The sequence below is a fragment of the Croceivirga thetidis genome, from assembly GCF_012272815.1.
Lineage (GTDB): Bacteria > Bacteroidota > Bacteroidia > Flavobacteriales > Flavobacteriaceae > Croceivirga > Croceivirga thetidis.
This window is the reverse complement of the sequence record NZ_JAAWWL010000001.1, coordinates 280,465-296,661: the sequence shown is the minus strand read 5'-3', so window position 1 is coordinate 296,661 and position 16,197 is coordinate 280,465. Positions and strand designations below refer to the sequence as shown.

At 39.3% G+C, this 16,197-nt stretch carries 13 protein-coding genes; 6 read left to right on the top strand and 7 right to left on the bottom strand.

All coding sequences use genetic code 11. The features are described from left to right. Window positions 1-4 precede the first annotated feature (4 nt). The 6 genes from HCU67_RS01365 to HCU67_RS01340 all read right to left on the bottom strand — a co-directional run bounded on the left by HCU67_RS01365 (window position 5) and on the right by HCU67_RS01340 (window position 10,079). Window positions 5-988 carry a hypothetical protein gene (locus tag HCU67_RS01365; protein ID WP_168550817.1) on the bottom strand — a complete coding sequence of 328 codons (984 nt, stop codon included), beginning with the start codon at window positions 986-988 and terminating at the stop codon, window positions 5-7. Continuing rightward, on the bottom strand, window positions 988-4,083 hold the full coding sequence (locus HCU67_RS01360) for a DEAD/DEAH box helicase family protein (RefSeq protein ID WP_168550816.1): 3,096 nt from the start codon (window positions 4,081-4,083) through the stop codon (window positions 988-990). Before HCU67_RS01360 ends, HCU67_RS01365 begins: the two co-directional genes overlap by 1 nt. 2 nt (window positions 4,084-4,085) lie before the next feature. Beyond that, window positions 4,086-7,265, bottom strand: a complete 3,180-nt coding sequence (locus tag HCU67_RS01355; protein WP_168550815.1) for a DNA methyltransferase — start codon at window positions 7,263-7,265, stop codon at window positions 4,086-4,088. 6 nt (window positions 7,266-7,271) lie between these two features. Then, the gene (locus HCU67_RS01350) at window positions 7,272-7,757 is read right to left on the bottom strand and encodes a hypothetical protein (protein ID WP_210423596.1); all 486 of its coding nucleotides are present in this window, start codon (window positions 7,755-7,757) and stop codon (window positions 7,272-7,274) included. A gap of 205 nt (window positions 7,758-7,962) precedes the next feature. Then, the gene (locus HCU67_RS01345) at window positions 7,963-9,264 is read right to left on the bottom strand and encodes a serine hydrolase domain-containing protein (protein ID WP_168550814.1); all 1,302 of its coding nucleotides are present in this window, start codon (window positions 9,262-9,264) and stop codon (window positions 7,963-7,965) included. Between the two features lie 20 nt (window positions 9,265-9,284). Continuing rightward, window positions 9,285-10,079 (bottom strand): DUF2797 domain-containing protein, encoded by a 795-nt coding sequence (locus tag HCU67_RS01340; protein ID WP_168550813.1) that lies wholly within the window; start codon window positions 10,077-10,079, stop codon window positions 9,285-9,287. 49 nt (window positions 10,080-10,128) lie between these two features. Between HCU67_RS01340 and HCU67_RS01335 the strand changes: the two genes are divergently transcribed. The 6 genes from HCU67_RS01335 to HCU67_RS01310 all read left to right on the top strand — a co-directional run bounded on the left by HCU67_RS01335 (window position 10,129) and on the right by HCU67_RS01310 (window position 14,890). Then, window positions 10,129-11,667 (top strand): GH3 auxin-responsive promoter family protein, encoded by a 1,539-nt coding sequence (locus tag HCU67_RS01335; protein WP_168550812.1) that lies wholly within the window; start codon window positions 10,129-10,131, stop codon window positions 11,665-11,667. After that, window positions 11,657-12,787: a helix-turn-helix domain-containing protein gene (locus HCU67_RS01330; protein ID WP_168550811.1), complete on the top strand. Its 1,131-nt coding sequence runs from the start codon at window positions 11,657-11,659 to the stop codon at window positions 12,785-12,787. The genes HCU67_RS01335 and HCU67_RS01330 overlap by 11 nt, the downstream gene beginning before the upstream one ends. A gap of 96 nt (window positions 12,788-12,883) precedes the next feature. Next, on the top strand, window positions 12,884-13,345 hold the full coding sequence (locus HCU67_RS01325) for a hypothetical protein (protein ID WP_168550810.1): 462 nt from the start codon (window positions 12,884-12,886) through the stop codon (window positions 13,343-13,345). Between the two features lie 30 nt (window positions 13,346-13,375). Continuing rightward, window positions 13,376-13,819, top strand: coding sequence for a hypothetical protein (locus HCU67_RS01320; RefSeq protein WP_168550809.1), 444 nt, complete (start codon window positions 13,376-13,378; stop codon window positions 13,817-13,819). A gap of 9 nt (window positions 13,820-13,828) precedes the next feature. Beyond that, complete coding sequence (locus HCU67_RS01315) at window positions 13,829-14,179, top strand: LSm family protein (protein WP_168550808.1); 351 nt, start codon at window positions 13,829-13,831, stop codon at window positions 14,177-14,179. A gap of 171 nt (window positions 14,180-14,350) precedes the next feature. Beyond that, window positions 14,351-14,890: an alpha/beta hydrolase gene (locus HCU67_RS01310; protein ID WP_168550807.1), complete on the top strand. Its 540-nt coding sequence runs from the start codon at window positions 14,351-14,353 to the stop codon at window positions 14,888-14,890. A gap of 69 nt (window positions 14,891-14,959) precedes the next feature. Here the strand turns inward: HCU67_RS01310 and clpX are convergent, their stop codons facing one another. Further along, a complete protein-coding gene (gene clpX / locus HCU67_RS01305) occupies window positions 14,960-16,195 on the bottom strand; it encodes an ATP-dependent Clp protease ATP-binding subunit ClpX (RefSeq protein WP_168550806.1) in 1,236 nt (411 codons plus the stop codon). Between the last annotated feature and the right edge of the window lie 2 nt (window positions 16,196-16,197).

Genomic DNA, 16,197 nt, shown 5'->3' with positions numbered 1-16,197 from the left:
GATTTTATAAATCAATAGCTAAGTAGTCTAAATCAGTTTCTAGTTGATTTTTGATAAAGTTTAAATAGTCCTTATCTGAATTACTTAGTTCATTAGGTCCTGCAATAAATAGTTGAACGGTTTTGTTATGAGGATTTTGAAGATTGTAATAATATCCCATTAGTTGACCCAATGATTCTTTTATGCAACGATTTACAGAGGAATAAGGTTTTACTTCGTACAAGGAAATAGTTTTATCATCTTCAAACTTTAAATCAATATAATTCTCTTCCATTATCAAATGGCCCTGTGGGTGTTTTTTCGAAAGGTTTTTGAACAACTGATTTTGGAGCTTGTTATGTGTTTTCTTTATTGCTAGTCTTTCGGCTAGAAAAGAACGTATTTCTGTCTCTTCAGATTTTGACTTTACCCCTTTTCTTTTGAGTCTTTTTCTAGCTCCAACGATATTTGATGATGAAAAATCAAGTCGGTTTTTTGTATCTCTATATTTATTGAGGTTGGTAATTACTTTAAGAAATTTTTCATCGGAAATCGATTTAATTTTTGGATGGTTATGTTTGTCAACCAATTCGTCAATTATAAGTCTTTCATTATTGATGAATTCTTTAATGGCTATTTGTAATTCTAAAATTTCGCTAAGTTTTTTTCCAAGAATCTTTGACCATTCGTTTTTCCGATTTGGTTTTGGTTTTAACCCCAAATCATTGGCAATATTCTCCAATAAAGACAGAGCCGAGAAATCGCTTCTTGAATTAAGAACCAATCTTAGTTGAAATGGTGCTTCTAAACTGAAAAACAATGCTATTTTTGGAACTTTTCTATCACCATCAAAACCAGTCCAGAAAGAAAAACAATTGTAACCTGGTCCATTTAAAAACCATTCTTGCTTTTTCAGTTTATTATCTCGATTCGTTTGTCTTGGTAAAAAATTAATCTTTTGTTCAATCAAAAATTGAAGCACGTGCTCATGAATCTCTATTTTGGTCATCACTCTATATGTCCAAATATTGAACTTAAGTAAGACTTATTCTTCTCAATAAAAAGCACCTTGTTCTCAGCAAAATCATCTTTAGTAACATTACCATCGCTCCAAACCTTTCTGACTTTTTCAAACGGTGTTACTGATAGAATGAATGCCGAAATGTGAACTTCAACGTCTTTTTTGTCATTTTTTAAGTCAGCTTGAATTTTAGCTTCCAAAGTGGATGCATCGTTATTGCACCATAATACTTTGGGATTATTGAAGTGTGTTTCTCCTAGTAAAATCCCCTTCGGATCAAGGAAGTAGATGTACTGCGTTTTGCCATCAACTACCCAAAGGATAAAGTCAGGGTAAAATGAAGAGCTATCCATAAAGAAACCAATACCCTTAACCGATAGGTTACGGAGCACAAATAGCTGTTTGTGCTTGAATTTATCTGATTCCTTTACGAACTGGCGCAAATGGTCTATAAAGTCTCTTTCACCTTCATTTAACCGTACAGGAACAGTTTTAATCTCTTTGAACTTCTTGCCATCAGCTATTGAGGCAATCGGCGAGTAAAGGTGCTTATCAAAGTGAATAGATGGAAGCGTCGTATCATCCTTCTCATACATCACTTTTATCTTAGCTTCTAATTCTTTAATGAACAAATCTTGTTTTTTGGGCACCTTCACAATCATAGTATGAGAAGCGGGGAACATTGCTTCATGCTCTTTGTGTGAGAGCATATCATAAGTAAGGTGTTCGGAAAGGAAAGCCTTTTCTTTATCAGCATAGAACTTATTGATATAGTCTTTTACCAAGCTCACAGCAACTCCCTGTATTTTGCCTAAAATAGCTCCGTTGATGCCAAATTGACCTTTGTGACTTAATAGATTGAAGCCGCCACTTGCTATAAGCTCGGATAGCACAAGTTGATTTACAATTAAGTTGTGATACCCTTTAAGCAACTTGAATCTGTTGGCTTCCAATAAAAGAGCGTTGTAGTCGATAAAGTCTCGAAACTCCTTGAGGAAATTCTCCTGATAGTCTAAAACATCTTCTGCCACCTGGCTATTGAAACCACCTGCTGCAATGCTGATTTTATTACGCATGTCAATAGTAACCCTTTTCGCCACATCTGCGCTATATTTCAATTCAATCAGTTCATCCTTAAAGGATTTTCCTTCTTGCTTTTTGAAGGTCATTATTTGTCCATCCCACAGCTCTTCATGGTTGAGTTTGATTTCTATTGGAATATTGGTGTAATCAGGAACTTCTTTTTCTATTTCCGTTAAGAAACGATTCATGTAAGAAGCGTTCAAGCCCATTATTGAAATGTTCTGTAGTGCTCGGATATGGTAAGGAGCGTTAGCTTCTTCTCGTTTTAGGGATAGGTTTTTACCTTTTAGACGAACACCACGACCAAACAACTGAATGATTTGAGCACCTTCACTTTTACCCATGTTCATAAGACCCATACTTGAAACTCTCCATGAGTTCCAACCTTCGATAAACTTCTTAGATCCAATTAGGATATTGATGGTAGAGTTAGTCTCTGAAATGGCTTGAAATAATGAGTTGGAAAAATTATCATCTTGAATGGTCAATTCTCCTTCAGTATCTGCTTCAAGTGTTTTGGTATACTTCGGTACATCACCAATATTAATGACGGCAAAGTACTGATCACTGGTTTTTGTCTTTAACGCAATTTCACCTTCTGCCTGTTTTACTTGAAATGCTTCTATGTTTCCAATACCATTGAATACTTTGCTAAGGATAGATTCAGCTATGGGTTTAAATGTTCGAAGGTGTTCAAAGTGTCCTTTGAAAATGTCATTTCCATCTGCATCTCTTAGCCCTGTGCTTTCATTAAGTATTTTGTCAATATCCACTTGCAAAGAAGCAGGTGATGCAAGTGCATACTTAAAGAACTTTATAATCCTAGAAACATCAGAGACAGTCGATTTATCCGATTGTGTTTTACCAGTGCCAATTACACGGCTTCCAACAAATACCCAAAGAGGCTTCTCGATATTGTATTGGCGCAGCTCTTTTTCATATTTCTCAAACAGTTCAAGCTGCTCGTAATAACCTAACAAACTAGCTGCAAGAAGTAGCTTATTTTGTTCCTCACTGTATTCGTTTTTGGTGTCAAGGTTGAACACACTAAAGTCTTTGCCATAACCATCTGTATAGAAATGGCGATAGGAGTAGTCAAAAATGATGGACTTACCGTATTCCTGTAATAAGTCTTTAGTGCTGTTGGTGATGATCTGACCAAAGGTTGCTGAATACTCGAAGGTGAAAGAACCTTCGCCACGAGTCAAATGCTCTCTAAGATTCTTCCATGCTCTTTCTTCGGACTTTTGTCCCTTGTGTCCTTCATCAATGAATACTAAGTTCTTTGACTCTGAGAAGTAATCGACATCCACACTTACACCTTCTCCCTCCTTGTCTTTAACCAATTTAGTAATCTCTAAAATGAGTATTTCACCTTCTTTTGTTTTTAGGCTTTCTTCACTTCCTGAATAGAGCTTTACAGGAATACCACTTTCAATACAACTTTCATAATGTTGCCTGCTTAATCCTTCATTTGGGGTTATTAGAATGATGTTTTCCCATTCTTTGAAATACTTAGTGATTTGCCAATAGTTGCAATGCATCAAAAGGGTTTTGCCACTTCCGGTAGCCATCCAATAAGCCAATTTCTTCAAGTCTTTTTCTGAGTAGACTTCTATTTGCTTAAAGTCTTTGCTTCCTTCAGCATATTCATTCAGCTTGGTAATTAGTTGATTTGAATTGTTGCTGTATTGGTCAAAAAAGTACTCGGTGAATAGCAAGGCAAACCATTGGTAGTATTTGAATGTGAGAAACGGTTCAGCTCGGTTTTCTCGGAGTTTTTTCTCATAGCCCTGGATGGCTTCATCGTATTGCTGTATCTCTCTATCTTCAATGAGTTTGTCTGAGTTAGACATTAAAGCACTGGCAAAATAGGTATAGCCCGTTGAACTAGTGCCTGACTCTTTGCAGTTAAACTCATCTCGCAAGTCTTCAAAGGCTTCATAACCCAACTGATGCAAGATGTACCTGAAAAGGACAAGTTGTTTTTCTAGTTGCATGGTTATGGTAGCATTTTGTTTTTGAATACTTCTTCAATGGGTTGATAACCTTCTATATGTGCCTGGTCATTGATGTAGAGTAGGTCATATTCAAAGGTTTTGAGTTCTGTTTTTAATGTGGCTGCATCTGCTTTGAAATCATTTACATTCCAATCTTTTACTGAGCGCCATACCACCAAAATGTTTTTATTGGCATTGTTGTGACCGTAAATGAATTGGTACTTTTTGCCATTGAGTTCTTTAGTGATACATTTCTGCATGTGTAACCCTATGAGGTAGTTGAAGGTTTCTACCAAATCAACGGCTTGCTCAGTATCATACGTAAAGCCATCCCATACCTTGAGTTTGTAATCCCAAGGGTCTTGCATGACGGCTGTATTCACTAGGGTTTGACTGCCTTTAGTTTCAAACTCCAAAAAGTATTTAGGGATGTACTGCTCAAATTCTAATGCTTTTTGTATGGCATCTTCTGAAGCATTGAAGGCTATGTTTTCTAGGGCTTCTTCATATTGCTCTAAGCGTTGGTACTTGAAAAAAACCCCAAGACCATTCATACTGCCATCTTTGGGTTTGCCATCCTTCCAATCGAAAGAATAGGCGACTTTCTTAATTCGGGGAACTAAAATAGTATGAAAGTATTGTCCTTGTTCAATAAGTAAGCACTTTCTTTCACCATCATCATCTTTATTCAAAAGTTGAACCGCATGAAATGTAGTCCCAGAACCAGGGAAGTAATCTAGATTTATTGAATTACGCTCATTCCCCATGATGTACAAACAATCCTTTACAGCCCAAATTGATTTTGGATATGAAAACTTGGCTTGATTAAATAAAGATTTTAATGTTTTTGTTCCGTGCTCAGTAGCGGAGTATTTTGCATCTTGCCAAAATGTCAAAGGCGTTATTCCGTCCGTGTTAGGCCTGAATTTATAGTACACTTGAGGAAAATCTTTCTTATTTCTTTTTGTAAGAAACTGTGAGTAATCTTTACGAACATTCTCTTCACTCCATCTCCAATTTTTCTCGACTCCGTCATCCGTAATTGGCCAAATCTCAGTTTCTGATTTTGTCGGCTTCTCTTTAATCGACCACAGTTCTGATTCATCTTGCCACTCCATTTTAGGTATTCGAATTGTCCCTTCCGCGAGATTTGCGTAAACGGGGTACCATTGTCGTTTTCCATCTGTTCTATCAGAGTTTGAACCTTCCCTTCTAAAATTTCTCCATTCAAAAATGCTCGTATCATCTTTTTCTTTATATCTCTCTAACTGAGCGTCAGTTCTTGGAAGCTTTTTAATTTTTGAGTCGGAACTAGATTTAGCAAAAATCGCATATTCATGAGCAATTGCTAATCCTGCTTCATTTGGCCTTCCAGAGGGATTAGCACGAATAGCTATAACACCTGCAATATTCTTTGGTCCATGAATCTTGGACATTATCATAGAAAGTGAAGGCATCTCGACATCATCAATAGTTACACATAAATTCCCATTGACACTTAATAGTGGTTTCCCAACTTCAATTCTGTTCTCAATCAAGGAAGCCCAGGAAGAATGCTTGAAACTATTTTTATAGATTATCTCAGAAGCACTCGTATTGTATGGAGGGTCTATGTAAACATTGTTAATCTTACCAGTATAGGCTTCCTTTAATAAATGAAGGCCATGGTAATTATCTGAATCATAAATGTGCCCATCTAGCGAATCTGATAAGTTTATTGACTTTGAAAGTAAATTAACAAGGTCGATTTTAAATCCTGTAGGGAAGTACGAAGTATCAATTGGTAGCTTTTTCCAAGTATGCAAGTCTGCTTTTAAGTCTTCAATTGCTTTGGGAGCTCTCTTGTCACCAAACAAATCAGTCCACTCCGCTACCTGCTTTTCATTTTTAATGACTTCTTCCAAAATGGGTTTGGCAGCTTCTTCGCCTAGGTACTCTACTAAGCGGTCAATAGTAATTACCCATTCGGTACTTAACACAAACTTCTTTTTCTCCCACAGCTTTTTTTGGAAGTCTTCAATCTGACTAACAAATTCAATGATGGTGTCGGCAATGGACTTGAATATTTTAATGGTTTTCAGGTTGTGCTTGAGTCGGTCAAAGTGTGAATCTGTGTCAGTTACAAAGAGGTCATCTATGTTTACCAATTCACTCTTGATGTAATAATCCAACTCACGCTCTAAGAAGCCTTTCAAGTTCTTGTGAATAAAGAAATCGTGCTTGTTCTTTCGGGTGTAATGCTGAAGCTTTTTTAGTAGTAAAGGTTTACCCTCTTGTTCTTTCCATAGATTGGCAAATGTGGGATAGGTGCCAAATTCCTTTTTTAAGAAATCAAACGCTAATTCATCTAAAGTATCTTGCTTTTTGTTTCCTTTTACTTTCTTCTTTTCTTCATCTCCCAGTGGCCTGTACTCAAAGTAGATGGTTATTTCTTTTTCATTGACATCAGGCTGCTTGTTGGCTAGCACAAATTGTAGGTCCTTCTCGTCTATTTCTTTGATTTCAGGCGACTTATCAGAAAGCATAAAGAAGTTGGTTTCTTCGGCTTTTACATTGCCTTGCTCAAGTTGTGCATTATGTAGTTTGAAATTCACGACAAGATTACTATCTGCAGTCTGCACTTTAAACGCATAGTGGTTGAAAGTCTCAGATGATTTGATGTAGTATTGATCCTGATTAGCCCAATGAAAATGGGTTTCTTCTCCGTTATAAGGCACTACATACTTCTCGTTTTTACCAAATCTTCGTTTACTGATAAAATCGCCTTTATCATAATAGCGAGAGAAGAATAAAGTCAAATGGTTGTAAATCTGATTCTCAGTTTCAACAGAGACAGAGGATTCAATGGCTTTGGCCTTTAGCTCTCGATATTGGTTGATTTTGTCCTTACCAAACTTCTCAAGAGTCTTCTTTTCACTGTCGTCTGCTTCCAACCATCCTTTGATGATATCATCCTTTTCAAACTCTAAGATTTGCTCTTGGACTTGCTTAGCTTCATCGGCTGACAAAGTCTGCAATTCTGCTTTTACCTTGTCTACCAATAGTTGGTCAATGAAGTTGGCAATTTCTTTCTTTTTGTAATGGAGAATTTTATAAACACCAAAATCCAAGTCCTGTGAATCGAACTGGAAGAGTTGATTGAGGAAGGATTTTAGTTGTTCAAGGGGTTGGTTCAGGCTCATATGGAATTAATCAACATTTTCAAAAAACTTAAGTGCATACTCGCAATACTCTCTAATCAGTTCTTTACAGGTTTCAAATTCTTTACGGTTACCCAACCAATTTCTACATTTTTCATGAATTTTCTTGTCTTCTTTTAGCTCTTTGTATGAAATACATTTTATGTGCTTTGGAGTAACCAAAACAAATAAGGCATTGGTAAAGGGGTAATCTCCATAATTTTCAATGTCCTTTAAGTCCAGCTTTCCACTTTTACGGTATTTTACTTCAATAAAATGAGCCTCCTTATCCTTAAAAACCACAAAATCTGGCATTTGACGAATGTTCTTAGAAACATCGCCTCTAACTCCCTTTAGCAAATCAGCAATACCAGGAATGGAATTTTCCATTCCATATTTAAATACTTGAAACCCCATTGATATAAAAAGCTGCTCTACAATAGTTTCTGCAATTCGTCCCTTAATTACCCCGGGCACCCATTTGTTTTTGTTCATAAATATTTGTGCGTCAGCGGACTTTGGTTAGTTAGAAATTAGGATTTAAAGTTTAAAAGTAAAAGGGGATTGGTAAATGGTTCCCCCAAAATAAACAAACCCCTGTTTATTAAAAAATGAAGTTTGCTATTTAGGGTTTCCCCATAAAAAAATTGGGGTTTTGCCAATACTCAACCCCAACTTTTAGATTTTTGGTTTTTGCGGTTTATTGTTTCAACGCCCCATAAACGATCTGAGCCAATTTACCATCAATTTCTTGGTTATAGGGTGATTGCAGTACCTGTCGTAGCTGTATCACCACGAGTTCATTGGTGGGGTCTATCCAAAAAGTAGTACTAAAGGCGCCACCCCAACTGTAGTTTCCTGCGGGTCGGCCAGATTCACCGGTGCTTACATGAAAGCCATAACCAAAGCCACCCGCCCCCCAAGGATAGGTGATGGTATCTAACTGGTTTTGGTGCATCAGCTTTGCGGTTTCCGGTTTTAAGAGTTGCGCATCGCCCAAGCTACCATCGTTTAGCATCGCTTGGCAAAACAAATAATAATCCCGGGCCGTACCTGTCATTCCACTGCCCCCGCTCATATAGGTTTTGGCCCCAGTCGTTGGATAGTTGGGAATATACAGTGGCCCCATATACTCTGGTAGTGGGCTTACCGTGCCATCTTGGGTGGGCATATAGGGTATGGTCAATTTGCTGGTCAGCGAATCTGGAAAATAAAAGTCCAGATGCTCCACCCCAAGGGGTTGTGTAATATGCTCCCGAACGTAATCGTCCAATGCCATGCCTGAGGCCACTTCGACCACGCGGCCTAAGACATCGGTATTGAGGCCGTACAACCATTGTGAACCCGGTTCATGGGTCAGTGGCAGGTCTCCCAATTTTGAAGCGGCCTCTTCAATGGTCATCGGCAGGTGGGTCGCCAAATCGGGTATGCCGTTTTTGGCCAAGATGGCACCATACACCGGTGGGTTCACAAAACCGTAGGGCACCCCGGCCGTATGTGTCAACAGTTGCGCTACCGTCGGGATACTTTGGCTGGGCACACTGGTGTACGAAGAATCAGCGGGATTGAAATCTTGCAAGACCTCCGTTTCCATAAAAGAGGGAATGTACTTGCCCACAGGGTCCTCCAACTTAAGTTTGCCTTGCTCCACCAATTGCATGGCGGCTACAGAAACAATGGGTTTGGTCATCGAAGCCAATCGAAAGAGGTGGTCTTTGCGATAGGGTTCCGTTCGTGTGGTATCGGACCAACCTACCTCAGATTCGTAAATGATCTTTCCATTTTTGGCAATCAGTGTTACTGCCCCTGGATATTTTTTGGCGGCGACGTATTCGTTGACCAAGTCCGCTATTTTGGCCAAACTATCGGAAACCATGCCTACCGATTCAGGGGTGGCCAATTGGAATTTTTCAAAGACAACTGTTGTTTCCTTTTTTTCGGTTTTGCAAGCGAAGAAAAGACAGCTGGCACTTAGCGCCAATAGTATATTTTTTAGGTTCATTGTGTTCTATTTAAAATGGTTTAATTGATATCCAATCCGACATAGTACCCCTCATGCCCCCTAACGTTAAACACGGTTTGGTCTTCAAAGATGAGGTATTGCCCTTTTATCCCTTTAAGTACCCCTTCAAAGCTGCGCGTTTTTTCCAAGTTCAAACTTTTGACTTTTTCAGGGTATTGCAGCACCGGAAACTCCAAATTGGTTTCGGTTTTGGAGTCGATAAAATATTCAGCTGCCTCATCAGGGATGTAGGCCTTTAATTTTGAACGCCATTCGGCCAAGTCGACATCTTCAACGTCGTTTTTCAACATCTTTTGCCAACTGGTTTTGTCACTGACATGTTCTTTTAAGGCCACCTCGGTAATACCTGCCAAATAACGGTTGGGCACTTCAACGATTTCCAAGGCTTCGTGGGCACCTTGGTCAATCCACCTTGTGGGTACCTGCGTTTTACGGGTCACGCCCACTTTTACATTGCTGCTATTCGCCAAATAGACGATATGGGGCTGCAACTGCACACGCTTTTCGTATTCCAGATCTCGGTCTTCAATGTCAAGATGTGCCTTGCTGAGTTCGGGTTTCATGATCCATTCACCGGCCTGTGCAGATTCAAAAAAATACGACCTACAGAACCCTTGGCGGTAAATGGGTTCATTTTTGCCCGTACCCAAACACTGGTATTTGATAAACTCAATTTTGAGTTTGCGATTTAAGGCCTGGTTGAGGTTCAGTACATCATCCTCAAGAATCAAAAAATATTGAATTGGTGACCGATATTCGGTCGTCATTTTACGTAGAACGCCTTCGAACAACATAGTTAAAAAATATGGTTATTTTAGCTAGCACCAGCTAAAGATACCTAAAATGCCCATACCGTTATTTAACAGTATTGCGTCTTGGTTACTCAAAAAAAGATACCATCAAATTGAGCTTTTTTTGAAGTATCCTGATGATGTTCAAGAAGAGGTGATGCAGCAGCTGGTGAGCTTTGCCCAAGGTACCGAACTCGGTTTAAAATACGGCTTCGAAAACATCTCTAACTACGATCAGTTTAAGAACCGGGTACCTATTGTCAACTATGAGCAAATAGCGCCACTAATTGAACGTGCCCGAAAAGGGGAAAACAATGTCTTCTGGCCGACCCAAATTAAGTGGTTTGCAAAAAGTAGTGGTACCACCAATGCCAAAAGCAAATTCATTCCGGTGAGTACGGAAGCCTTGGAGGATTGTCATTACAAATCGAGCAAAGATCTGTTGTGCCTCTATCTGAACAATAACGAAAATTCACAGTTGTTTTTGGGCAAAAGCCTTCGCTTGGGCGGCAGCAAAGAACTATACGAGGATAACGGTACCTTCTTTGGGGACCTTTCCGCCATTCTCATAGATAATATGCCGCTATGGGCTGAATACAGCAGTACCCCAAGCAATAAGGTTTCCCTAATGAGCGAGTGGGAAGAGAAACTGACCGCCATCATAGAGGAAAGTATTCGTGAAAACGTGACCAGTTTGGCTGGAGTTCCTTCTTGGATGCTGGTCTTATTGAACCAAGTATTGGAGCGAACGGGTAAAAACCACCTTTTTGAGATTTGGGAAAATCTTGAGGTTTATTTTCATGGCGGGGTAAGCTTTGTACCCTATCGCGAGCAGTACCAAAAATTGTTGCCCAGAAAGCGGTTCAACTATTACGAAATCTACAATGCCTCAGAAGGCTTTTTTGCCATACAGGACAGAAACCATTCCGATGAGTTACTGCTGATGTTGGATTATGGAATCTTCTATGAATTTATTCCGGTACATGGTAAGGTAGGTGATGACAGTGAAGCCATTCCCATCTGGAAAGTAGAAGTCGGTGTAAACTATGCCGTGGTTATCACCACCAATGCAGGCCTTTGGCGTTATAAAATTGGGGATACGGTACGGTTTACTTCCGTTCGTCCCTATCGCATAAAAATTACCGGTCGTACCAAACATTTCATCAATGTTTTTGGTGAGGAACTTATTATTGAAAACACCGAGGAGGCCTTAAAACAGGTTTGTGAAAAAACGGGTGCCCAAATCAAGGACTATACCGTTGCCCCGGTATTTATGCGGGATAAGGAAAAGGGCAGTCACGAGTGGATGATTGAGTTCCGGAAATTCCCCGACAATTTGAACTACTTTATTGAATTGTTGGATAATTCATTAAAGGCACTGAATTCTGATTACGAAGCCAAACGCTATAACAACATTACCTTGCGAATGCCTTTGATACATGTGGCCCGCGAAAATCTTTTTTACGATTGGTTGAAATCAAAGAACAAATTGGGTGGTCAGCATAAGATACCGCGACTCTCAAACGAACGTACCCATCTGGAAGAATTATTGGCATTGAATTCATCGGTTTTAAAAGAAGATGTCAGTTAATGAACTTTTTAACCTGCTCTTACTGATTGGGGCCGTTCATGGCTTTATCTTCATCGGGGTTACCTTCTTTCTTCGAAAACGAATTGAGAGGCCCGTTTTATTTCTGAACTTATTCGTACTGTTTTTATCCTTGAACAATTTGCAGTCTTGGGCTTTGGAGGCAAAATTTTCGGCAGATGTGCTGACCCCATTTTTGACCATTCCCTGGTATTTGATGATTGTGCCCATGTTCTATTCGTTTTTACTGCATTACCTAGAACTCGAGAAGAAGAAAAATCCACTTATCGGTATCTCATCAGGCCTATTTTTGATAGCTGTTTTTATTCGGGTATGGCTTTTGGTCCGAGTGCAAAAGGGAACACTTTCGATTCAAAGTTTGGAAAATTACAACCTTATTGAAGACAGCTTTGCATTGGTTTATTCCATTGGTCTTTTTGTGATGTGTATTGATGTTTTGCGAAGGCATCAAAAACTGTTTGCTTCGATATTGGTGTTTGACAACCTACGGTGGATTCGCATATTTCTTCGTTGGGGCGCGGCCATTTTTGTGTTATGGGCGATTGCGGTACTATTGAATATCTTTTCGGAGGATATAAAAGCACCAGAATCCTATTATCCCTTGCGGTTGGTTTCCAGTATTCTGATTTACTGGGTGGCTTATCAAGCTTTTTTTCAATACCGACTATTGAAAGACCGGATAAAGTTAAGGGCTGTATTGTCTGGACAAAAACCAGGCATTACAATAAACGTTGAAGGCGGAAATTCTCCGAAAACATCAAAGTCAAAACTCAGTTTTAATCAGTTTGAAATCCACATTCGAGAACACCAATCTTTTCTAAATCCGAATTTAAGTTTGGAGTTGGTTGCCGAAGAATTGGGGGTAGGGGTAAGTACCTTGTCAAAAGTGGTCAATGAAAGCGGGCATGGTTTTACGGACCATATCAATAATGCTCGGGTAGCCGCTGCCAAAGAATTTTTGACGAATTCAGCGTTTCAAGATTATACCATAGTTGCAATTGGATTGGAATGTGGATTTAATTCAAAATCGGCCTTTTACAATGCCTTTAAAAAGATAGCCAAAGAATCTCCCTCAGAATTCCGTAGACGCCATAGCAGCTGAGGAGGGTAGTTGTCCTATTTTCTACAACTTGGATTTTTCAGGATATCCTTATTGTAGGATGCGTCTAGTTTTGGAGAAATACTAAAACTCGAAGTCATGAGAAAAATCGCCAATCTATTACTGTTTTTGATTCTTGCATTCAACTTCTGTACAGCACAGGAATCACGCAATTTCTTTTACGTTGAACTTGGTGGGGCAGGACCAATCGGTTCAGTGAATTACGAAAGACAATTAACCAAGGATGTTCCCATCTTGGCAAGGGCCGGACTTGGCTATGTGACCACTTGGGGGTATTCAGACTTTACCATACCGTTGGGACTGTATCACCTTTCCAATTTAAAGAACGGCAACCATCTTGAACTTGGTGTGACCTATACCTATGCTTTCAATATTAAAGATAGAAACGGAGGTGGATTTTTTCTACCAGCTCTAGGTTATCGAAAATTCTTTGAACGAAATAAAGGCTTCCTGAAAATCACTTTTAGCCCTGTCATATTTAATAATGACCCAGTGGAAATTCTCCCCTGGGGCGGAATCTCATTTGGAACCCGATTTTAAAAAGTGATGTATCAATTAAACTGAAATAAGATGAAAAAGTCGAATACATTTCTATTAAAGAAAAGCAACCTACTATTTTTTGTTGTCCTTCTTGTTCTATCATGTTCTAAAAAGGAAGACCGCCAGTTGATTTCATTTGAGGGAAGGGTTTTTGAATACGATGGACCCTATGTTTCAAACTATGAAACTATTCCGGATGTCGAACTAACCCCACTTGCCAATGTAGAATTGGTGATGATTGAATCAGGGCCCTGCGGCTGGCACTCCTGCGAGGAACTTCAATTACCGGATGTTGTGAAAACGAATGCCCAAGGACGATTTAGTGTTATCATTGATACCCGGGTTGACCGAAAATACTTTATTCGGGCACGATTTCCCAGGGAGGTCAGGTATAGCGCTACCAGAGGAGAACGTGTTGAAGAAAAGGGCCGAGTACTATTTGCCGACATCATCTTAGTTAAGATTCCTGATTAAATCACTGCTATGAAAGTCAAAATTTCAATATTGATTTTGTCCTTGTTGCTTTCAGGTTGTTTCAGTTATCAAAAGGTATCCAACCCAACACAAGACATCGCCTTGGGTGAAAGGGTAAAGTTGGTAACCAGCCACCGAGAATTAAAAGGGAAATTGATAGCAATCTATCAAGATACATTGGTGCTTAAAAGGCAGAATGGAAAAACCTTGCGAATTGCACAAAACGAGGTCAGTGCCATTAAACGGCCAAAGTTTTCAATTTTAAAAACGGTCGCTATACCGGGTGGGGTACTTCTTGGAGCTTATGGCGTATTTCAACTTAGTGGTGGTCCTAATTTTAATGTGGATACGGGATTGTAAAACTAAAATTTGAAATGATGGCCAGATGATGTGAAAAAAAACAGTCAAAAAACCATGTTTTCGCAAACGTTTTCGTAATTCGTCGAACTTTTTTCTGATTCAACCAATATTTTACAAAACCCGTCGTTTCTTTATCATGTTTGTATCCTAAATCTTACAAAATTGCAAATTATGACGAATAAATTACTAGTTCTTTCAGACATGTGGGGCGTTAAAAAAGGCCTCTGGATTACCTCATATTTTGGGTATCTTCAACAATCTTACGAAATCGATTTCTTTGATTGTCAGCAGTTAGCACATGTTAATGAGTTGGTAGGAAATAAAGAGAATTTGCATAAGGCTTTTGTAGAGGGAGGAATTGATACAGCGGTTGCCCATTTATTAAAGAAGATAAATGAGCCTACTGATGTTCTAGCCTTTAGTACTGGCGGTACTATTGCTTACAAGGCCGCATTACAAGGGTTACCGGTAAAATCAATGACCTTGGTTTCAGCTACCCGCATTCGATTGGAGTCTGAAAGACCGGAATGCGAGGTGAATTTGATTTATGGTGGAAACGACAAATATGCCCCTTCGGATGAGTGGGCAAATAATTTAGGTCTTGAGAAGACCATCATTCCAAATTTTGGTCACGAATTATATACGGACCAAAAAATCATCGATGAGGTCTCCTTGGCTTTATTGGAAGGTGTAATTAAGAAAGCGGTATAGATAATTGCTTTTGTACGATATAAAAAAAGAGGCCTAAAGCCTCTTTTTTATTTGATATCATTTTGTGCACTAAGAAACGGCCTTAAGTTTTTTGATGGTCTCCAAAGAAAGTTTGTCTTCGGCATACGCTTTCGAAACTTTAAACTCGTTTTCTTCGGTACTCGGCATTTCGAACATGGCATCGGTAAAAATGGCCTCACAAAGGGAGCGTAGACCACGTGCGCCTAGTTTGTATTCTATGGCTTTATCAACAATATAATCCAAGGCCTGCTCGGTAATGGTAAACGAAATACCGTCCATCAAGAACAGTTTTTCATATTGTTTGATGATAGCGTTTTTAGGTTCGGTCAAAATGGCCCGAAGTGTTTTCTTATCCAAAGGATTCATATGGGTCAATACTGGTAATCGCCCGATGATTTCAGGTATCAAACCAAATTCTTTTAAATCTTTTGGAATGATGTATTGCAATAAGTTTTCGTGGTCAAGGGTGTCTTCTGCCTTGGACGCACTATAGCCAATGGCTTGCATGTTCAACCGTTTGGTAATGATACGTTCGATACCATCAAAAGCCCCACCGGCAACAAATAGGATATTTTCCGTATTTACCTCAATAAATTTTTGATCCGGATGCTTGCGACCGCCCTTTGGTGGTACGTTTACTGTAGTACCTTCAAGCAACTTAAGAAGTCCCTGTTGAACCCCTTCGCCAGAAACATCACGTGTTATCGACGGATTATCGCTTTTGCGGGCAATCTTGTCAATCTCATCGATAAAAACAATACCACGTTCCGCTTTCTCTAAGTTATAATCAGCCGCTTGTAACAAACGGGTTAAAATGCTTTCAACATCCTCACCGACATAGCCGGCTTCGGTCAATACGGTTGCATCTACAATAGCCAAGGGCACATTAAGCATGCGCGCAATGGTTTTGGCAATCAAGGTCTTTCCCGTACCTGTTTGCCCGACCATTACAATATTACTTTTTTGAATTTCTATCTCGTCTTCCTTGCTCTTTGGTTGCAGCAAGCGCTTGTAATGGTTGTAAACAGCAACGGACATGACCTTTTTAGTACGTTCTTGTCCAATGACGAAGGTGTCGAGAAATTCCTTAATTTCAATCGGTTTCTTCAGTACCAATTCTGAAGAAAGATCGTTGGTTTTTGCCTGTTTAGACTCTTCAGCAACAATACTATAGGCCTGCTCAATACAACGGTCACAAATGTGTGCATCCAACCCGGCAATCAAAAGATTGGTCTCCGGTTTCTTTCGTCCACAAAACGAGCATTCTAAATTCTCTTTGGCCATAA